Source organism: Caproiciproducens galactitolivorans (assembly GCF_004768785.1).
Lineage (GTDB): Bacteria > Bacillota > Clostridia > Oscillospirales > Acutalibacteraceae > Caproiciproducens > Caproiciproducens galactitolivorans.
The window spans coordinates 139,594-159,137 of sequence record NZ_SRMQ01000002.1; the positions used below are offsets into that span (position 1 = coordinate 139,594).

The 19,544-nt window shown below is 51.2% G+C and carries 18 protein-coding genes; 12 read left to right on the forward strand and 6 right to left on the reverse strand.

Annotation, left to right across the window (positions count from 1 at the left end):
* Positions 1–10: 10 nt before the first annotated feature.
* From CAGA_RS03200 to CAGA_RS03215, 4 genes are read left to right on the forward strand one after another with little or no spacing between them, the layout of a single operon-like run.
* Positions 11–1,009, forward strand: a complete 999-nt coding sequence (locus CAGA_RS03200) for an ABC transporter ATP-binding protein (RefSeq protein ID WP_135657657.1) — start codon at positions 11–13, stop codon at positions 1,007–1,009.
* The gene (locus CAGA_RS03205) at positions 1,006–1,968 is read left to right on the forward strand and encodes an ABC transporter ATP-binding protein (protein WP_135657659.1); all 963 of its coding nucleotides are present in this window, start codon (positions 1,006–1,008) and stop codon (positions 1,966–1,968) included. Before CAGA_RS03200 ends, CAGA_RS03205 begins: the two co-directional genes overlap by 4 nt.
* Before the next feature lie 31 nt (positions 1,969–1,999).
* Positions 2,000–3,412: a leucyl aminopeptidase gene (locus CAGA_RS03210; RefSeq protein ID WP_167875142.1), complete on the forward strand. Its 1,413-nt coding sequence runs from the start codon at positions 2,000–2,002 to the stop codon at positions 3,410–3,412.
* A gap of 26 nt (positions 3,413–3,438) precedes the next feature.
* Positions 3,439–4,608, forward strand: a complete 1,170-nt coding sequence (locus tag CAGA_RS03215) for an ROK family protein (RefSeq protein WP_243112925.1) — start codon at positions 3,439–3,441, stop codon at positions 4,606–4,608.
* Here CAGA_RS03215 and CAGA_RS12895 read toward each other — a convergent pair.
* The 6 genes from CAGA_RS12895 to CAGA_RS03240 form a co-directional block, all read right to left on the reverse strand.
* Positions 4,603–4,731 carry a hypothetical protein gene (locus CAGA_RS12895; protein WP_279221988.1) on the reverse strand — a complete coding sequence of 43 codons (129 nt, stop codon included), beginning with the start codon at positions 4,729–4,731 and terminating at the stop codon, positions 4,603–4,605. The two genes, CAGA_RS03215 and CAGA_RS12895, sit on opposite strands and share 6 nt — an antisense overlap.
* A gap of 18 nt (positions 4,732–4,749) precedes the next feature.
* Positions 4,750–5,004: a helix-turn-helix domain-containing protein gene (locus CAGA_RS03220; protein WP_243112926.1), complete on the reverse strand. Its 255-nt coding sequence runs from the start codon at positions 5,002–5,004 to the stop codon at positions 4,750–4,752.
* Between the two features lie 134 nt (positions 5,005–5,138).
* Positions 5,139–5,768 (reverse strand): SGNH/GDSL hydrolase family protein, encoded by a 630-nt coding sequence (locus CAGA_RS03225; protein ID WP_243112937.1) that lies wholly within the window; start codon positions 5,766–5,768, stop codon positions 5,139–5,141.
* Positions 5,769–5,806: 38 nt separating this feature from the next.
* Positions 5,807–6,922: a phosphotransferase enzyme family protein gene (locus CAGA_RS03230; RefSeq protein WP_135657666.1), complete on the reverse strand. Its 1,116-nt coding sequence runs from the start codon at positions 6,920–6,922 to the stop codon at positions 5,807–5,809.
* Positions 6,919–7,848, reverse strand: a complete 930-nt coding sequence (locus CAGA_RS03235; protein WP_135657668.1) for a sugar phosphate nucleotidyltransferase — start codon at positions 7,846–7,848, stop codon at positions 6,919–6,921. The genes CAGA_RS03230 and CAGA_RS03235 overlap by 4 nt, the downstream gene beginning before the upstream one ends.
* Positions 7,849–8,120: 272 nt before the next feature.
* Positions 8,121–9,035: an AraC family transcriptional regulator gene (locus CAGA_RS03240; protein ID WP_135657670.1), complete on the reverse strand. Its 915-nt coding sequence runs from the start codon at positions 9,033–9,035 to the stop codon at positions 8,121–8,123.
* Between the two features lie 514 nt (positions 9,036–9,549).
* Between CAGA_RS03240 and CAGA_RS03245 the strand changes: the two genes are divergently transcribed.
* The 8 genes from CAGA_RS03245 (at position 9,550) to CAGA_RS03280 (ending at position 19,528) form a co-directional block, all read left to right on the forward strand.
* A complete protein-coding gene (locus tag CAGA_RS03245; RefSeq protein WP_135657672.1) occupies positions 9,550–10,839 on the forward strand; it encodes an ABC transporter substrate-binding protein in 1,290 nt (429 codons plus the stop codon).
* 76 nt (positions 10,840–10,915) lie between these two features.
* Positions 10,916–11,827 (forward strand): carbohydrate ABC transporter permease, encoded by a 912-nt coding sequence (locus tag CAGA_RS03250; protein ID WP_135657674.1) that lies wholly within the window; start codon positions 10,916–10,918, stop codon positions 11,825–11,827.
* A gap of 14 nt (positions 11,828–11,841) precedes the next feature.
* The gene (locus tag CAGA_RS03255; RefSeq protein WP_135657676.1) at positions 11,842–12,708 is read left to right on the forward strand and encodes a carbohydrate ABC transporter permease; all 867 of its coding nucleotides are present in this window, start codon (positions 11,842–11,844) and stop codon (positions 12,706–12,708) included.
* A gap of 31 nt (positions 12,709–12,739) precedes the next feature.
* Positions 12,740–14,773: a DUF5107 domain-containing protein gene (locus CAGA_RS03260; protein ID WP_167875143.1), complete on the forward strand. Its 2,034-nt coding sequence runs from the start codon at positions 12,740–12,742 to the stop codon at positions 14,771–14,773.
* A 230-nt stretch (positions 14,774–15,003) separates the two neighbouring features.
* A complete protein-coding gene (locus tag CAGA_RS03265; protein ID WP_135657680.1) occupies positions 15,004–16,344 on the forward strand; it encodes an FG-GAP repeat domain-containing protein in 1,341 nt (446 codons plus the stop codon).
* Between the two features lie 25 nt (positions 16,345–16,369).
* Positions 16,370–17,074, forward strand: a complete 705-nt coding sequence (locus CAGA_RS03270; protein ID WP_135657682.1) for a response regulator transcription factor — start codon at positions 16,370–16,372, stop codon at positions 17,072–17,074.
* A gap of 38 nt (positions 17,075–17,112) precedes the next feature.
* Positions 17,113–18,579, forward strand: coding sequence for a sensor histidine kinase (locus CAGA_RS03275; protein WP_135657684.1), 1,467 nt, complete (start codon positions 17,113–17,115; stop codon positions 18,577–18,579).
* Positions 18,572–19,528 (forward strand): DUF1385 domain-containing protein, encoded by a 957-nt coding sequence (locus CAGA_RS03280; protein WP_135657686.1) that lies wholly within the window; start codon positions 18,572–18,574, stop codon positions 19,526–19,528. The genes CAGA_RS03275 and CAGA_RS03280 overlap by 8 nt, the downstream gene beginning before the upstream one ends.
* Positions 19,529–19,544 lie beyond the last annotated feature (16 nt).

Below are 19,544 nucleotides of genomic sequence, written 5' to 3' on the forward strand. Positions count from 1 at the left end.
AGGTGTGAGTATGGCAGAAGTGTTATTAGAAGTAAATCATTTGCGTACGGAATTTAAAAAGCGCAAGGGGAAAGTGACCGCCATCGACGATGTATCCTTTCATATAGACAAAGGGGAAATCGTCGGACTGGTGGGGGAATCCGGTTGCGGAAAATCGGTTACCTCCCTTTCTATCATGCGTCTGCTGCGGGATACCCCCGGCGAGATTACCAACGGAACCGTCTTGCTCGGCGGAAAAAATCTGCTGGAATTGTCCGATAAGGAAATGCATGCGTTCCAGGGCAAACAGATGGCGATGATTTTCCAGGAGCCGATGACCTCGTTAAACCCGGTTATGCGCGTGAAGGAGCAGATTGTAGAAGCGATCCGCCTCCATCTGGATATGGATCAGGCACAGGCGCTGAAGCACACGGAGAAAATGCTTACCCAGGTGGGAATCCCCGATGTGCAGCAGGTTATGAATTCCTATCCGCACCAGCTTTCCGGCGGCATGAGCCAGCGCGTTATGATCGCCATGGCGATGTCCTGCTACCCCGAACTGCTGATTGCAGATGAACCGACCACGGCGCTGGATGTTACCATTCAAGCGCAGATTCTCGACTTGATGCGGGAATTGAATCAGAAAAATGGAATGAGTATCCTTTTGATCACCCATGATCTGGGTGTTGTTGCCGAAATGTGTTCGCGCGTCATTGTAATGTACGCGGGAAGAATTGTGGAACAGGCGGATGTGGAAACGCTGTTTGCCCATCCCCGTAACCCATACACACAGGGGCTTCTGGCTTCCCTTCCAAGGCTTGGACAGCATGTCGACATGCTGCCGTCGATTCCCGGCACCGTCCCCGACCTTGCCAATATGCCCGCCGGCTGCAAATTTGCGCCGCGCTGCAAATATGCAATGGATATCTGCACGAAGGAAGAGCCGAAGTTGGTCGATATGGAAAAGCCAGGCTGCAAATGCCGCTGCTGGCTGGTTGAGCAGCAAATGAAAGAGGAGGGAAAAGCATGAGCGAACCTCTGGTAGTGGTGAAAGATCTGGTAAAAACCTTTGTTTCCTCAAAGGGCCTGCTTTCTCCCAAAAGATATGTGCACGCCGTTACGGACGTGTCGTTTACCATCCATCCGAAAGAAACCTTTGCGCTGGTCGGGGAATCCGGTTGCGGAAAGTCTACAACGGGACGCCTTGTTACGCGCCTGCTTCACCCGGATGCGGGTCAGGTGATTTTTGACGGCACCGATATTACCAATTATACCGTTAATCAGATGCGTCCTTTAAGGAGCAACATGCAGATGGTGTTCCAGGATCCTTACGGCTCGCTGAATCCGCGTATTAAAATTGAGGATCTGGTGGCAGAGCCGCTGAAAATCCATACAAACCTCAGCGCCGAGGAAAGACGCAAGGTCGTTTATGAGCTTCTGGAGGTTGTCGGGCTGCGCACCGAGCACGCGGATCGGTATCCGCACGAGTTCTCCGGCGGGCAGCGCCAGCGCATCGGCATTGCGCGAGCTTTGTCCGTGCGCCCGAAGCTGATTGTGGCTGACGAACCGGTTTCCGCGCTGGATGTTTCCATTCAGGCGCAGGTTCTGAACCTTCTGAAGGAATTGCAGCAAAAATATGAGCTTACTTATCTTTTTATTTCCCATGATCTGAGCGTTGTGGAAATGATCGCGGATAAAATCGGCGTTATGTACCTGGGAAAACTGGTGGAATCCGCGCCCAAAGAGGAGCTATACAGCAATCCGTTGCACCCCTACACTAAGGCGCTCCTTTCTGCGGTACCGATTCCCGACCCGACGCATAAACGCAACCGGATTATATTGAAAGGTGACCTGCCAAGCCCGGTATACCCGCCATCCGGCTGCATGTTCCATACACGGTGCCCCAACTGCACCGAACAGTGCAAGGTGGAAAAACCCGCCCTGCGCGAGGTATCGAAAGACCATTTTGTCGCCTGCCCCTATGTCTGAGGGTCGGCATTATAACGAATGTGAGGCTGTCATGATGAATATACAATACGAAGGTACCTGCCAGTCGCGGATTACCTTTGTTTATGAGGATTCGGATTTTCCCGACATAAAACAGGTGTTCAAGGGTGAGTTCCTGTCCAGCTTCCCACAGATCTGCAATGCGGGTCTTACGGTTTATATTGGGCTGGGAAAGAAGGAAGAGCTTACCCCCCGCAAGCTGATGGACGCCGTTTCCAAGGGCGTGCGGGAGATGAAGAAGTACAATCAGCGCGAAGCGCAGGTGGATCTTTCGCCCGTAATGGAAAAATTCGGGCTGCAAAGCGTGCGCTGCGCCGTTTTGGGCATTAAGCTGGGATTATATGAATACAACCCGTTCCGTTCCAACCGCAGGGAGGAAACTGGGCTTTATGTCCTGAAGGGAGTGGAAAAAACCGAAAAGGCGGAGCAAGCCCTGAAAAAAGCCACAAACCTTGCGGACAGCGTCCTTTACGCCAGGGAACTGGTGAACATGCCCGGAAACCTGCTTACACCGGAGCTTATGGCGGAAAACATGGCGCGCGAGGCGGAAAAGCATGGCGTACAGGCGGAAATCCTGGATGCAAAGCAGGCGGAAGCCCTTGGTATGGGTGCATTTTTGGCGGTCGGCAACAGCAGCGGAAACCCGCCGAAGCTGATTGTCCTGCGCTACCTTGCGGACCCGGATTCGAAACAGAAAACCGCGCTGGTTGGGAAAGGCGTTACCGTTGACACGGGCGGCTACTGCCTGAAAAGCTCGGGCTCCATGCTGGGCATCAAGGGCGACATGGCCGGCGGCGCGGCGGTTGCGGGTGCGGTTTTTGCCCTTGCCGCAAACAAAGTGAAAACGAATGTGGTGGCGGTCATTCCCGCCTGCGAAAACCGCATATCCAGCCGGAGCTTTGTCCCTGGGGACGTGATCCGCTCAATGTCTGCCAAAATGATTGAAATCCGCAATACGGACTGCGAAGGCAGGCTGATCCTTTCCGACGCGGTCACCTATGCCATCCGCAAGGAAGGGGCGACAAGGGTTCTGGATATTGCGACGCTAACCGGCGCAGTCGTTGGTGCCCTGGGCTTTTCTACAGCGGGCGTATTGACGAACAGCGACGAATGGTGGGACGAGCTTTCCGCCGCCGCTAAAGTTTCCGGGGAGCAGTACTGGAGGCTTCCGATTTTCCCGGAATATGAGGACCTTCTTAAAAGCACAATTGCGGATATTAAGAATTTGGGCGAGGATTACTGTGGCACTATCACCGCCGGCTTGTTTATTAAAGCCTTCGCGGAAGGCCTGCCGTGGATTCATATTGATATTGCCGGCACGGCATGGGTGGATAAACCGGTCTTTGAGCATCAGGCGGTCGGCGCAACCGGCGCGGGCGTAACCACTCTGTATGATATGCTTGAAGGGGCGGGCCGCCGCAGCTGAAAATCGGATTAAAGGAGTTGCTGCAAGTGGACAATTCAGGAGCCCGGCTAGATAAATTTCTTATGAGAAAATCGAACCGGAAACTTGTCTTTTCGGCGATTCATAAGAAAGGCTCCATATCGCGCGTACAGATCGCGAACATGACGCATATGAGTCTGATGACGGTGGGACGTATTGTTGATGAACTGGTTGGTATTGGAATTGTTGTTGAAGAAGAAAGCGGCGATACAACCTCAACCGTCGGCAGAAGGCCTAAGCTTCTTCATGTGGCTTCCGATCGTTTTCTGAGTGTCGGCGTGGAAATCGACCGCGATGGAATTTATGCGGGTGTCATCAATCTGTATGGTAGTGTGTTGCGGAAACTGGAATATAAATTTAATTGCAGCGGAGAATCCGCTGAAACCGTGCTGAAAAAAGTCAGTAAGCTTATAAAGCAGATTCTTTCCGAAAATCCGGAGCTTCCTGTTATTCCCGCGGTTGGCGTTGCCTGTCCGGGATTGATCGACGACGGCGTAATCCGGTTTTCCTCCCAGATGAAATGGAAAGACGTCCCCGCGGTGGAGCTCCTGCGGAAATATACCGGAATAAACGATGTTTTTATTGACAATGAAGTCAAGGCGCATGGCATGGCCGAGGACATGTTCGGTCTTGCCAAGAGCTATCGGAGCAGCGTTGTTCTCACGATGGGCTCCGGAATCGGATCTTCCATTCTGATAAACCATAAGCTGTACCGTGGGAAACGCAACATGGCGGGGGAAATCGGGCATATTTGTATTAACCCGTACGGCAATATGTGCGAATGCGGGAAACGCGGCTGCCTGCAAACCTATATGGCGGACTGGGCTATCCTTCGGGAAGCCCGTATGGTACAGGAAGATATTACGTTGGAAGGCGTATTCCGGGCCTACAGCGAGAAGAAGCCGTGGGCGGAGGAACTGATTGGCCGCGTAATGGAATATCTGTCGATTACAATCAGTATTCTTGCGAGCACCTATTCGCCAGATATTATTATCCTTTGCGGGCGGCTGATTGAGGAGCACGAAGTGTTTCGGAATTTGATCGAAGAGCGGTACCGACATCCGGCTGAGGATTACCGGCCGGATCCCCTGGTGCTGGTCTCGGATTTGGGCCCCGACGGCACGATTGTGGGCGCGGGGACGCTTGCGTATTACAATATGTTGGATAAAATTTTATAAATTTGTAAATTTGTAGAAGAAAGCGCCGGCGCATATCGCGTCGGCGCTTTCCTGCGTCCAGCCTTTCTTTTTTCTTATTTCGCGGATATTCTTTCCCATCCTTTGGTCGTAGTTAAAATCCATATGCGATAACTTCTATATCTATGATTTTAAAATATCCTCATAAGCAACATTCAGAATTTCTTTCAAGCATTTTAACTCGTCTATATATAAATGCCGAATACCTGTTTCGATTTTCGCAAGCGTTCCCCTTGAAATATCACATCCGTTGATTTGCATTTTTGCGGCAAGCTGCTCTTGAGTAAGATTTGCTTTATGTCGTAATTCTTTAATGTTTTGCCCTATCTTGTTATCTTGTTTGCTTGCACACACCTTTGTTCTAAATTGTAACATCATTATTAATTATTATATATAATTAAACAGGCTATCGAAGAACCGCAGTTTTCGCAAGCTGAAAACTGCGGTTCTTCGATAGCCTGCGGTGGCTGCGTCGTTAAGACGCGGCCGCCGTGCTAGCTTTCCATTCTATTTTATCCGTCGGGGTAAATTTCGTGGATTTTTTCGGCGATCCGTTCCGCCATCCGGCGGTGGCCTTTCTGGGTATAATGCAGGCCGTCTTCCCGCCCGATTTCAATTTCCTGCCCCGGGTCCAGAAAGAAAATACCATTCCTGCTTGCGACCTGCCGATATTCTTCCGCCAGAAGCCGGCTGTTTCCGATGCCGTCGCCGAATAGCATCCGCCATTCGCGGCTTCCGATATCCAGAATGGGCACCGGTGCGGCCAAAAGCACCTGCGGGGCGGCCCCGCCAGCACCGGCGTCTGATTTCAAAATGGTTTTCACCAGATTTTCCATTCCATAGGCAATGTCGCAGACGGAGAGGGAGAACCGCTTTTTCAAATCGTTTGTCCCCAGCATGATGATGACCAGATCCAGCGGCTTGTGGCTGTCAAGGCAGGGGAGAAGATAGGTTTTTCCGTTTTTGAATTCCTCGATCGGGTCGTCCCAAACCGTGGTCCTGCCGCCCAGCCCCTCCTCAATCACATACCATTCGCTTCCGAGAAGCTTTTGCAGGACGCCCGTCCAGCGGACATCCCGCGGGAATCTTCCGGTCATGCCGGGTATCATCCCGTAAGTATTGGAATCTCCGTAGCAAAGCACATTTCGCAATGCGGCTTCCCTCCCGTCCATCTGTCCTTCTACTTGTTCCGATGTTTCTTAACAATATCAAACATGGCGTCCCATTTTTCCTCCATGTCCTGAACCAGTTTAAACTGGGTGCGGGCGCGATCCAGATTTTGGTTGGGATGCGCCGTTTTAAAGTAAATATCTCCCGCAAGGTAATCCGTAAGGAAGCGGATACCGCATTCCAGCGTGAGCATCTTCGCGCCCACGGGCAGGTTGTCAATTTCCGCGTCGGTCAGCACTTTCCCGGCAACTTCCAAGTATCCCTGTGTGTATGCTTCAAATAAGTCCAGGTCAAAATTCACTTTCGATAAATCCGGTTCATCCTCGGCCGCCGTGCTTGCGCCGAAGCGGATGGAATCGCCGAAATCGTTCAGGGACAACCCCGGCATAACGGTGTCGAGGTCAATTACGCAGATCCCAAGACCGGTGCCGGCGTCGATCAACACGTTGTTTAGCTTGGTATCGTTATGGGTTACGCGCAGGGGAAGCTTGCCCTGCGCCTGCAAATCCACCAATACATGCGTGAATTCCTCGCGTTCCAGGACAAAATCGATTTCCTTCCGGACTTTGTCGGCGCGCCCTTTTTTGTCCGCCTGAAGCGCTTCCTGAAACTGAAGGATGCGGTTGGGTGTATTGTGGAATAGTGGTATGGTTTCGTGCAGCGTTTCCGCCGGGTAATCCGCCAGCAGAAGCTGGAACCGCCCGAAAGAGCGTGCGGATTCGTAGAAGTCCGCTTTGTTCCTGGCCCTTTGAAGCGTGACCGTGTTCTCAATAAACAGATATGCGCGCCAGTAGCCGCCTTGTTCATCCACATAATAATAGGAGCCGTCCACGGTGGGAATGAGATTTAGCGTTTCGCGCTTCGGGTCGCCGCCCGCTTTTGTAATTGCGCTGTGAAGGTAACGGGTGACCCCGACCACGTTTTCCATTAATTCCACAGGATTGCAAAATACATCCGTATTAATCCTTTGGAGGATGTAACGGTTTATGTGTTCATCCATTTGAAAAATAACGGAATACGTGTCGTTGATATGGCCGCTTCCGTATGGAAGCAGTCCGACAAACTGGCCATCAAATTGAAATTTTTCCACAATTGAAGGAAAAAGTGCTTTGTTTACTGGTTTCATTCCCTGCCCTCCCAAAGTTTTGCGGGATAAATTCCCTGTCTTCTCATTTTGCGTATGGCCTCCACGACCACCGGCTTATCCTCCCGGTAGGTAACGCCGTACCATTTGTCCAGGGAGTTTAGCACCTTGACGGTTGCTTTTTTGCCGACAAGCAGCTCATTTACCACGGAGGGGAGGAAGAATTCCGCTTTCTTGGGGTCTTCCTTATAAGCCCGGTCCAGAAACACGGGGAAGCGTGCGTCGATTTCCTCCAGGATGCTTTCGGAGAATCCCCACAGGTTCATGGAAACGGTGCTGCCCTCCGGAATTGTAACCCAAGTTTTGCCGTCGTCTTCCGTATACTGCGTAAGGCCGCCGCGCTTTTCAATATGGGTGCGTTCGTGTATATCCGTTAGGAATCCGTCCGGGGAAGTAACGCATACACCGCGCGCCACATGGCCGTAATCCGTAAGGGTGTTTTCCAGCGTATAACCCACCATGGCGTAGCGGTAATATTCGTCATCCCTGCTGTAAAGCAAAAAGTTGTACATCAGCGAAAAGGCGTCCCGCCCGTAGTAGTCGTCCGCGTTGATTACGGCGAACGGGGCGTCGATCAGCCCTTTGCAGCAAAGGATGGCGTGTGCGGTGCCCCATGGCTTTATGCGCCCTTCCGGCACGCGGTAGCCTTCTGGCAGCACGTCAACCTCTTGGTATGCATATTTCACGTCCATGATTTTGGACATCCGGTCGCCGATAATTTCCTTAAAATCCGCTTCGATGGATTTCTTTATAATAAAGACCGCTTTTTTAAAACCGGCTTTCACCGCGTCAAAAAGGGAAAAATCAATGATGATTTCTCCGTTGTCGCCGACAGGATCAATTTGCTTCGGGCCGCCGTATCTGCTCCCCATTCCTGCGGCCATTACAACGAGTACAGGTTCTTTCATTTTGCATTGCTCCTTTTTGATCGGTTTTTTCTTGTATCTATGCTTTATTGTAGACGAACGCAATTTATAAATAAATGTCTTTTTATTCACAATTTTTGCACAAAAAATGATTTTTGCACAAACAGTCATGCTTCCCGCCTCCTGCACAACGGAAAATCGAAATCCATCTTTGTGCCGAAAAGGGGAACGTAATAGGGGGGCTGCGCCTTTTTGAATGATAAAATAAAGAATCCCGTCCGCAACCTGTCGGACGGGATACGCTTTCTGCCTTCTTATTCGAAACGGGGTAGACGGCCCTTCTGATTGTCCGTCACCAGCTTGACGGAGGAGGAGTATTCCGAAGGGGTCATGCCGGTTACTTTTTTAAAATGGCGTGAAAAATAATGGATGGACGAATAGCCAAGCTCATTGGCGATTTCGGTGAAATTCTTTGATCCTTCCCGGATGTACTGCTTTGCAAAATCCACTTTCATGCGGCCGAAATATTCCATAACGCCGCCGCCGGTTTTCTCGCGGAAAACCTTCTGTAAAAAAGAACAGCCGCACATATTGTCCCGGCAAACGTCATTTAGGGTGATTTTGTTGTGGATATTCTTGTTCAGATACGCAACAATTTTTGTAAAGGTATCCAGATCCGCTTTTTCGCGTATGGTGGAGGATACCCGTTCTTCGCCGGTGCCGCCCGTGCGGATGAGATTGATCAGAATCAGCTCCAGACAGGCCCGGATCACCTGCTCCGAAGCAAAATTGCCTGTTTCGCTGCGTTCCAGCATTTTCGTGTCGGGGTCGTCCAGCGGGGAGGAAAAAGCGGAAGATGCCTCCTCGATCAATCGGCCCAGCAGGACGCGTTCGGTATCGCCCATTCGTAAAATTTTATTTTCGAAAAAATGCATGGCACGGGAAGTGCATTTAAAGGAAACCACGACCAGATTGGGTGCGACGATGCCGTTTGCGCTCAGGCTGTGGAATTCATAAGGTTTGTGAAAGATGATGTCCCCTTTTTTCAAGACATAGTTGGTTTCGCCGGCGGTCACGTCCACCAGCCCCTTGTCCACATACAAGAATTCCCAGAAATCGTGGGCTTCTCCCGGAAAATAAAAATTACTGGTGTATTCAAAATAATGAACGGTCATCAACTCATCGATGACGATCTCCTGTTTCAGCTTGGTACCAACGAATTGTGTCATTTTTCGCTCCTTATCTGCGCCAGTTGGGGCAATATACCCCCATTTTTTATACTCCTGCTATTTAATTTCATGTAATTTTATTATACCTTATTTTTTCGGGAAATCATATTAAAAATCGAGAATTTTAATACATTTGCCATTTTACGTATGAAATTTATACAATCCGTTGCGATCGGTTGACAATGAAAAACCAGCGCGGAAATAGTAAGGACGTAAATTTGGATGAACCGGTATTTTTTGGCTTCTTGCCTTGTGCCCCGGCTTAGCAGCAGGGGAGTATCAGGACGTTTGCGTGTATGATTTTTTTTCTTATTTGCGGTTATAAACGATCAATTGTGCAAGTTTGATTGATTGTGCAAATTTTATGCTAAAAATTCTAAATCAATATTGTGTTAAAGCCCTTAAAATAAAGGCATTGGACGGCGAATTGGATAAAAAACAAGGAGTAGCATTCGTTTTATTAGTCAATATGTAATCACTTGAATCTGAAAATCTATAATTAGGAGGTTTGAAAATGAAAAAGAAGTTAAGTTCTCTTATGGCAGTTTTATTAACTAGTGCTATGGTTCTTGGAGGCTGCAGCGGCGGCGCTACGGAATCCAATTCCGGCGGTGAATCCAAGGGCGAAGCAAAGAGCGACGTTACATTGACGTATTACTCGATGTGGAACGAAACCGAGCCGCAGGGGCAGACCATTGCCGAAGCGGTTGAAGCTTTTAAGGAGAAAACGGGCATAACCGTGGAAGTGAACTGGCAGGGCCGCGATATCCGCAAAACGCTCCAGCCCGCGCTGGACGGCGGACAGGAAATCGATATTTTCGATGAAGATATCGAGCGCGTCAATAAAACATGGGGCAAATACCTGCTGAATGTGGAAGACCTGGCAAAGAAGTCCTATGACACAACAAACGGCAAACCGTTGACCGACGTAATCAACAAGAAGCTTGTTGAGCTTGCCCGTTCACTAGGACCGGACGGAAAGCTTTCCACGATTCCCTATCAGCCTTCCAGCTTTTTGGTGATGTATAATAAGGACATCTTCAAGGCTGCCGGCATTACCGCCCCCCCGAAGACATGGGACGAGTGGCTTGCCGATTGCGCGAAGATCAAGGCCGCTGGCAAAACCCCGATTACGGTGGACGACGCTTACATGGCGTCTCTGTTCGGCTACCACATGGCCCGCCTGATCGGCAAAGACAAGACGCTTGCCATGGTCAATAATAAGAAGATCGACGACCCGGCAGTCCTTACCTTTGGACAGCAGTGGCAGGAAATGTACGAAAAAGGCTATATTTCCAAGAATGCGGCGGGCAACATTTATCCGGCCGGCCAGCAGGAAGTTGCAAGCGGAAATGTCGCGATGTATTTGAACGGGACATGGCTTCCGAACGAAATCAAGAATTCCGCGCCGGCGGACTTCAATTGGGGCAGCTTTGCGTATCCGGCTGTCGGTAAGGACGGCGACGGAACCAACGCCAACCAATACGGCGCGCAGTGCTTTGGTATCAACAAGAATACAAAGCACGCAGAAGAGGCTTTCAAATTTATCGTATTTATGACCACAGGCGAATGGGACAACAAGCTTGCGGAAAACTCCATCGGTGTCCCGATGGCGAACGACGCCACCTGGCCGAAGCAGCTTACGGAAGCAAAAGCGGTGCTTGACGCAACGACAATCCGTTATCCATGGGCGGTCGGTATGGAAGACGTAGCAGACATTAACGCAAAAATTAAGACAAACTTTGCCCTCCTTGTCAGCGGCAAGCTGGACGCAAAGGGTTTCGCAGATGCAATGAAGAAATAATTATTTCAGCAGAGAAAGGGCGGCATCGTGTTTACGCACTGCTGCCCTTTGTTTATGGTAATCGCGGGAGGTTCTTATGAAAACAAAAAACAAGTCCATGATCATCCTTTTCCTCGCTCCCTCGGTATTGTTGTACCTGATGGTGTTCCTGTACCCTACGGCCAGAACCGTCGTCATGAGCTTTTTTAAGGTGGAGGGTGTGACGGATTCCGTTTCCCTGTGGAAGTTTAACGGCCTTGGCAATTTCAAGACACTTTTCAACACCCCATTATTTGTAAGCTCCCTGAAAAATATCGCCCTGATCTGGCTGATCGGCGGTATCGGCGTAATGGTGGTGTCCCTGCTGTTCGGCGTGATCCTGACGAGCGGCGTTCACGGGAAGAGTTTTTTTCGTTCCGTAATCTATCTGCCGAATGTCATTTCGGCGGTCGCCATGGGGACCATGTGGATTAACTACGTATATAATCCGGACTTCGGCCTGCTCAGTTCCGTTTTAAAATCCATCGGCTTAAGCAAGCTGGCGGCAACGCAGTGGACGTCGCCGGAAATGGTGTTCTGGAGCATGCTGGTTGCTTACTGCTTCGGTATGGTGGGCTATCACATGCTGATCTGGATGAGCGGCATTGAGCGGATCCCGGTGGATTATTACGAAGCGGCAACCATTGAGGGGGCAAATGTGTTTCAGCGCTTTTCGAAGATTACGCTTCCCCTTCTGAAAGGGGTCTGCCGCACGAATATCGTTCTGTGGACGGTCAGCACTATGGCTTTCTTTGTATGGAGCCAGTTGTTTTCGCCGGTCAACCTGAGCGCAAGTACGGTTACGCCGATGTCCTATATGTACGAATTGGTATTTGGCGCGAGCAACTCCGCGGTTACGGTGCGCGACTCCGGCGCGGGTGCGGCCATCGGCGTGATTCTTACCATTGTCGTTGTCGTCGTATTCATGCTTTCACAGTTGATTGTCAAGAACGACGATGTAGAGCTTTAAGGGGGGACGGAGCAATGAAGGAAAAAAAGATAAGAGAAAAAAACAACTGGAAAAAGGAAATGGCCCTGGCCCCGGGTTATATTATTGTGGGAATCTGGGTAATCTTTACCTTTGTTCTGATCGGCTGGATTATTTTGGCTTCCTTTTCTACCACAAGAGAGATTTTCGACGGGAATATTTTCAAATTTGCAACCGGATTGCATCCGGAAAACTATGTGAAGGCATGGAAAACGCAGAAAGTTTCCAGCTATTTTATGAATTCCCTTCTCTATACAGCCGTTTCCTGCACAGCGGTCATCATTCTCGGCGCACCTGCCGCCTATGTGCTCAGCCGCTTTAAATTCCGCGGGAACGGCCTGATACAGAATTTGTTTGCAACGGCGCTGGGAATTCCGGCGATCATGATTATCATGCCACTGTTCTCGCTTTTCAGCCAGCTTCATATGAATCAGTCCAAGGGGCTTGTTATTTTCCTTTATATTGCGGTAAACCTGCCCTTTACGATTTTCTTTTTGAATACGTTCTTCCGGAACCTTTCGGTTACGTTCGAAGAGGCGGCCGCCATCGACGGCTGTTCCCCAATGAAAACGTTCTGGACGATCATGCTGCCGCTGGCGCAGCCCGGAATTATTACGGTCAGCATTTTTAACTTTATTACGATCTGGAATGAATATTTCATCTCCCTGATTTTCGCCAATACCGCCAAGACGCGGCCGGTTGCAGTCGGACTGTATGCCATGATCCAGTCCATGCGCTACACGGGAGACTGGGGCGGGATGTTCGCCGCCGTCGTGATCGTGTTCCTGCCTACGTTCCTCCTTTATATTTTCCTCTCTGAGAAGATTATCGCCGGTGTGACGGGTGGAGCGATCAAGGGATGATTACCGAATAACAAATGGGGAGACGTTTCAATTGAAAATATACCGTACCGCATTGAAGATACAGGGCGCCGTTCTGGAAAACGGAAATCCTTTGCCGCGCTTTCGCGATCGCGAGCAGAACAAAACGCTCATCGACGCCGGGCTTTTGGAAAACGAACGCGAGGGGTTCGGCTACCAGACCGGTTTTCGGGAACTGCCGTATTTGGTGCAGGAGAGGTACCGCAGGGATTTGCAGGAGCAGGAGCTTGCCACCGTCGTTATGGAAAATGATTTTCTCCGCGCGGAATTCCTTGCCGATTACGGCGGGCGGCTCTGGTCGCTTTTCGATAAGAAGGCCGGGCGGGAGCTTCTGTTTACCAACCCGGTGCTGCGCGTTGCGAATCTTGCGATCCGCAACGCGTGGTTTTCGGGCGGTATTGAGTGGAACTTGGGGCAGTTTGGGCATACCTGCCTTACCTGCGAGCCGATGTTTTTTGCGCGTTGTACGGATCCAGACGGGACACCGTTTCTGAGGATGTACGAATATGAGCGCCAGAAATGCTTTTTCCTCCAGGTGGACTTTCATCTTCCGGAAGATTCAGCCTGCCTTTTCGCACACGTGAAAATTGTAAACACAAAGCCGGAAAGCGTGCCGCTTTACTGGTGGACGAATATCGCTGTGCGTGAGGAGCAGAATGTACGCGTGTTTTCGGGGAGCGACGGGGTGATCTGTATTCAGCCGGAAACAATGGCTTCCCAAAGCGTCCACGGCTTTGCGCACGATACTATGCCGTTTTTAAGGACGCTGAACGGCAGGGATGGAAGCTATCCCCAAAATCTTCCGTATTCCAACGAATACTTTTTCCAAAACCGGCCGCTTTTTTCTGATGCGTGGGAGGTTGCCGCGTACAATGACGGAACCGCCTTTTGGGAGCGCTCTACGCCGACGTTGCGCTACCGCAAAATGTTTTGCTGGGGTGTCCAGCGCGGCGGCCGGCACTGGAAGGATTTCCTGTCATTGGATGGGCAGGGCGATTACTTTGAAATTCAGGCGGGGCTTTCGCCAACGCAGGTGCATGGGCGCGATCTGGCGCCGAACGGCTGTGTGCGCTTTACACAGGCATTTGGCGGTATGAATGTGGACACAAGCCGTACCTTTTCAAGCTGGCAGCAATCTAAAGCCTATGTTTATGATCTTGTGGAAGTCCGCTTGGGCGCAGAAGAGCTGAAACGGGCCGATCGCCGTTTCGAGAGCTTGGAGGACACCACGCCGGATGAAATCTTGCATTACGGCAGCGGCTGGGGCGCTTTGGAAGCGGAGCGCGATCCGGAAATTGTTCCGAAAGGGCTGGTTTTCCCCCACAAGACCATGGGGGATCTGCAAGCGCCGTGGCTTACCCTACTGCGGACGGAAAAACTGCCTGATCTTCAGCCGGATACCCTGCCCGTTTCGTGGATGACCGATTCCCGTTGGGCGGCGCTTTTGGCGCACTCCCTTGAAAAGACGGAAAACCGGAACGCAGCCGCGTTGCTGCACCTTGGCCTGATGCTCTACGAGGAGGGAAAATGGCAGGAGGGCGTAGCGGCAATGGAACAGTCCCTGAAGCTGCGCCCCACCGCGATTTGCTGCCGAAACCTTGCCAGCGCCGCGGCGCAGGAGGAAGATTGGGAAACCGCCTGCAATTACATGGAACAGGCGCTTTCGCTGGGCGGTGTGGAGCAATCCGCCGTTTTCGCGCAGGACGCGATCGATATTTTTACAAAGGCCGGCCGTTTTGAGCGGGCGTGGAATTGTTACAAGGATCTTCCCCAAGCGCTGAAAAACGTTGAGCGTGTTCGACTGAACACTGTGCAGGCCGCGTTTGAACTGAGGCAATGGGAATTTTTGGAAGAGCAGTTTGCAAGCAATTTTGCCGTCATGCGCGAGGGGGAAACCATGCTGTTGGACACATGGTTCAACGTGCAGGCGGTACGCCTTGCGAAGGAGAGGGGCGTGCCGGACTGGCACGTGCTTCTGGACGAGGTAAAGGCGGTTTGCCATCCGCCGTATAATCTGGATTTCCGTATGACGATTTCCTCCCAATGAATCCATAAATACATCTAGGCCGCCGCATGGTGAAAACCGTGCGGCGGCTTTCTGCTTGCAAAAGGCTGCCGGTGCCGAATGGAGGCTTCCGTTTAGGAAGGGCATTACTTGCGGTTCCGCGGGCGGCGCTTGTGTTTTTGGCGGGTTCCGATTACATAATTGATACTGTTCATTTCGGTGAGAAAATGTTATAATGAATAATCGACGAGAAAAGGAAAAGGCGTGGTGAAATGAAGCTGAAAGCTGTAGCAATGGCGCTTATGCTGGCCCTGACGCTGTCGGGCTGCTCGTTTGTTGGCCTGGACGCGCAGACGCTGATGCGTCCGCCGAAGCCGACCGGCGAAAAAGCGGATATTCACGCGTTGCTGGAAAGCAAAACCGACGGGAAAATGACGCTGAAATACCCGCGCACCGGGGATTACCGTTCGGCAATCATTACTCATGACGTCTGCGGAGATAAAAATGACGAGGCCATGGCCATTTTTCAAAAAGGGGACGAGGCGACCGGAACCGATCTTATGTTTATGAAGAAGGACGGCGGCAAATGGGTCGACATGGGCTTTTTCAACAACCCGGCGGCGCAGGTGGATAAGGTCTGCTTCGGGGATGTGACCGGAGACGGCAAGGACGATGTGATCGTCGGCTGGGGGAACAGCCTGAACAATACGAGCACCATCTGTGTCTATTATTATAAAAACGGGAAAATGAACGAACTGAAGGTTGACCAGACATATACTGAAATGGCGGTTATGGATTTTGACGGCGACGGCAGGGATGAAATCTTTACCGCGAGCGTCAGCGTGGGCGACCAGCCGGCACTTGCCCGCCTGATCCGGATCAAGGACGGGAACGTGGAAATCATGGGCTCCTGCCAAATGGACAGCGCGGTTACCAAATATGTGTCCGTCCAGACCGGGCTGATCAACGAAAAGCAGAACGGCATTGTGCTGGACGGGATGGAAAGCGCGAATACCCTTGTGACGGAAATGCTTTACTGGGATAAAACAACCAAGATTCTAAAATCGCCCTTCTTTGACCCCAGATCCAACATTGCAAATTATACCTTGCGGGATACCTCCGTGGTGTCAAAAGATATTAACAATGATAGAATCATCGAGGTGCCGATTGTTAGCCTGATGCCGGGTTACGACGGGCAGACAAAGGACGAGGCCGCCTATATTACGGATTGGAACCGTTATGATACCCAGACCGGCGAGATGGTGCGCGTCATGAGCATGGTGCTTGATTATTCCGACGGGTACTGGTTCTTAATCCCGGATATGTGGCGCGGCCGGATAACGACCAAGGCGGATACGGTAACGCGTACGGTCACCTTCTATGAGTGGAAGGCGGACAAAAAGCAGGCCGGGGGCCTGTTGGGCGATCCGCTTCTGAAAATACAGGTGTTCTCCGAAAAGGAATGGGACGGCGGTGAAGCGGCCCCGGGCTTTTATGAGCTTATGGAATCGAATAATATGATTTTTGCAGCATGTTCTCCTTCGCCGGACAATCCGCTGTCATTAAGCAGCGGCGATGTGAAGAACAGCTTTAAACTGATGAATCAGGAATAATTATTGGATAAACGGAGGAACAGGTATGAAAAACATCCTTGTTGCCGAAGACGAACAGGCAATTCGAGAATTTGTGGTTATTAATTTGAAACGCGCGGGTTACAACACGCTGGAAGCGGCCAACGGGGAAGAAGCGTTGGAACTGTACGAGCGCGAGGGCGGCAATATTGACGTTGCCGTACTGGATATTATGATGCCGGGCAAGTACGACGGCCTTGCCGTGTGCAAGGAATTCCGGCAGAAAAGCGGTTCGATCGGCATTATCCTTCTTACCGCGCGCACCCAGGAAATGGATAAGGTCAGCGGGCTGATGATGGGCGCCGACGACTACGTTACAAAGCCGTTCAGCCCAAGCGAGCTGGTTGCCCGTGTGGACGCGGTGTACCGCCGCGTCGCGCTGGAACAGATGCGCAATGAAAATAATTTTAAGGAGGAAATCCGTTCCGGCGAATTTGCCCTGAACCTTCGGAGCAGGACGCTCTTGAAAAAGGGCGTGCCGATAGAACTGACGCAGGTGGAATTCCAGATCATGGAGTATTTCTTTTCCAACCCGGGCACCGCGCTGGATCGCACCGATATTTTAAAGCATGTCTGGGGCGAATCCTATTTCGGCGAGGAGAAAATCGTGGACGTTAACATCCGCCGGCTCCGCATGAAGGTGGAAGATGAGCCGTCGAACCCGAAGCATATTGTTACGGTTTGGGGACTTGGCTATAAGTGGGAAGCCTGAGCAGCAGAATTTTCAGACTAAAGGAAGGGGAAAGAGGAATGAAAGTAACCGGCATTACTCGGCGCTGGCTTTTAAACAGCTTCGGCGTAATCCTGCTTATTTTGGTTACGCTGATTTTAACTCTTTCCTATGTAATACGCGATTATGTTTACAATGGGATACAGACGGCGCTGAGCAGCCGTTCCGACGAGCTGACAAACGTATTTGCCGATTACGGGCGGAAATCGCCTAGTGAATTCAGCACAGCCGCCCGCAATTATGTGGAAAACTTTCCGAACAAGGAAAGCATGGAACTGATGGTGTTCAATTCCAACGGGAAAATCATCATCACCTCCATCGGCTTTGCGCCGGATGAAAACCAGCCCATGCCGGATTACCATCAGGCGCTTACCAGCATCAGCGGATACGGCACCTGGACGGGCCAGTTGACCAGCGGGGAAAAGGTGATCGCCGTTACGCGCGTTATGCGCAATAACCGCGGGAATTTCGTTGGCGCAATCCGTTACGTGTCTTCCCTTCAGGAAGCCGACAAGCAGGTTTTCCTCATCAGCGGCACGCTGATTTTGGCGGGGCTTCTGATCATCCTTTTTGTCATTATTTCGAATTTTTATTTTATGAATTCCATTATCACCCCGATCAAGGAAATCGGCGCTACCGCCAAGCGCATTGCGCAGGGGGATTTTAAGGCGCGCATCCAAAAGGTGAATGACGACGAAATTGGGCAGCTTTGCGATACCATCAACGATATGGCGGACGAATTGGGAGCCGCCGAAAAAATGAAAAACGACTTTATTTCTTCCGTTTCACATGAGTTGCGCACGCCGCTTACCGCAATCAAGGGCTGGGCGGAAACCATGCAGGCTAGTGAAAACGACAAGGAAACCTTTGAACGCGGCATGGGGATTATTATCCGCGAATCCGAGCGACTTTCCGGCATTGTGGAAGAACTGCTCGACTTTTCCCGCATGCAGAGCGGCCGCATAACGCTGACAATGGACAAAATCGATATACTTGCCGAGCTGGGCGAGGCTGTGTATATGTTCAGCGAGCGCGCCAAGACGGAACATAAATTCCTGCTTTATGAGGAACCCGCCATGCTCTCGCCGGTTCTGGGCGACATCAACCGGCTGCGGCAGGTGTTTGTGAATATTATTGACAATGCCTTGAAATATACCGACGAGGGCGGAACCATCAGCATTACCGCCTCGGAGGCGGGCGGGTTTATCCGCGTGGTAATCAGCGACAACGGCTGCGGAATCCCGGCAGAGCACCTGCCGAAGGTTAAGCGGAAATTCTACAAGGCCAACCAAACGGTGCGCGGTTCGGGAATCGGGCTTGCGCTTGCCGATGAAATCATGAAGCTTCATTCCGGCAGCTTGGAAATCGAAAGCCGCGAAAACGTCGGGACGGCTGTGACAATTTTTATCCCTACTTTAAAACAGATGGAAGACGCCCCGGAAACGGAAGCAGAGAACGAAGAAAGGAACTCCGAACAGAATGGCTAGAGAAAAAACAAAATGCATCACGTCCATCGGCGGCCAGGCGCTGATCGAAGGGATTCTGATGCGCGGTCCCAAGAAAACCGAAATCGCCGTGCGGTTAAGCGACGGCAGTATCTCCCTTGAGGAAATGAACACCGGATTTATAAAGGATAAGTACCCTGTTTTCCGCCTGCCGCTGCTCCGCGGCGTTGCGGCAATGATCGATTCACTTACGATGGGCTACAAGGCGCTTTCCGTCTCCGTCGAAAAGGCGGGGCTGGAAGAGGATGAGGAGCCGTCTAAATTTGACAAATGGGTGCAGAAAACCTTTGGCGATAAAATGATGAACGCAATCATGGTTGCAAGTACGGTTCTGGGTCTCTTGCTGGCAGTTGTCTTGTTCTTTATGCTTCCGACATTCCTCTTTAACCTGATCCGCGACTACGTTGCCGGCCCCGGCTTTGCGCCCTGGCGGTCAGTTGTGGAAGGCATTATGCGCATTGCGATTTTTATTATTTACATTTATTTTTGCGCACGCATGCCGGAAATTAAACGGCTTTTCCAGTATCACGGGGCGGAACATAAGACGATTTTCTGCTATGAAAACAATGAGGAGCTTACGGTGGAAAACGTGCGCCGCCACAGCCGGTTCCATCCGCGCTGCGGGACAAGCTTTCTGGTCATTATGCTGCTGCTGGGCATCATCGTGGGCTTCTTTATCCCGTTCGGCAATCCCTTTGTCCGGACGATTGTAAAAATCCTGTGTATCCCGCTGATTATGGGGATCGGGTATGAATTTATCCGTCTCTGTGGCCGGTGTGAAAACACCGCGACCCGCATCATTTCCGCACCGGGGCTTTGGATGCAGCACATCACTACGCAGGAGCCCGACGACAGTATGATCGAGGTTGCCATCGCCGCCATGCAGCAGGTTATACCTGAAAACGGCGAGGATAAAATAAAAGTTGGTTGAAAGCGGTGTGGACGTT

Excerpts from the sequence above, each read along its gene's own strand:
- CAGA_RS03200 (WP_135657657.1), top strand. The coding sequence starts at position 11 with ATGGCAGAAGTGTTATTAGAAGTAAATCATTTGCGTACGGAATTTAAA.
- CAGA_RS03205 (WP_135657659.1), top strand. The coding sequence starts at position 1,006 with ATGAGCGAACCTCTGGTAGTGGTGAAAGATCTGGTAAAAACCTTTGTT.
- CAGA_RS03210 (WP_167875142.1), top strand. The coding sequence starts at position 2,000 with ATGATGAATATACAATACGAAGGTACCTGCCAGTCGCGGATTACCTTT.
- CAGA_RS12895 (WP_279221988.1), bottom strand. The coding sequence starts at position 4,731 with ATGGATTTTAACTACGACCAAAGGATGGGAAAGAATATCCGCGAAATA.
- CAGA_RS03220 (WP_243112926.1), bottom strand. The coding sequence starts at position 5,004 with ATGATGTTACAATTTAGAACAAAGGTGTGTGCAAGCAAACAAGATAAC.
- CAGA_RS03230 (WP_135657666.1), bottom strand. The coding sequence starts at position 6,922 with ATGAAACCAGTAAACAAAGCACTTTTTCCTTCAATTGTGGAAAAATTT.
- CAGA_RS03235 (WP_135657668.1), bottom strand. The coding sequence starts at position 7,848 with ATGAAAGAACCTGTACTCGTTGTAATGGCCGCAGGAATGGGGAGCAGA.
- CAGA_RS03240 (WP_135657670.1), bottom strand. The coding sequence starts at position 9,035 with ATGACACAATTCGTTGGTACCAAGCTGAAACAGGAGATCGTCATCGAT.
- CAGA_RS03245 (WP_135657672.1), top strand. The coding sequence starts at position 9,550 with ATGAAAAAGAAGTTAAGTTCTCTTATGGCAGTTTTATTAACTAGTGCT.
- CAGA_RS03250 (WP_135657674.1), top strand. The coding sequence starts at position 10,916 with ATGAAAACAAAAAACAAGTCCATGATCATCCTTTTCCTCGCTCCCTCG.
- CAGA_RS03255 (WP_135657676.1), top strand. The coding sequence starts at position 11,842 with ATGAAGGAAAAAAAGATAAGAGAAAAAAACAACTGGAAAAAGGAAATG.
- CAGA_RS03265 (WP_135657680.1), top strand. The coding sequence starts at position 15,004 with ATGAAGCTGAAAGCTGTAGCAATGGCGCTTATGCTGGCCCTGACGCTG.
- CAGA_RS03270 (WP_135657682.1), top strand. The coding sequence starts at position 16,370 with ATGAAAAACATCCTTGTTGCCGAAGACGAACAGGCAATTCGAGAATTT.
- CAGA_RS03275 (WP_135657684.1), top strand. The coding sequence starts at position 17,113 with ATGAAAGTAACCGGCATTACTCGGCGCTGGCTTTTAAACAGCTTCGGC.
- CAGA_RS03280 (WP_135657686.1), top strand. The coding sequence starts at position 18,572 with ATGGCTAGAGAAAAAACAAAATGCATCACGTCCATCGGCGGCCAGGCG.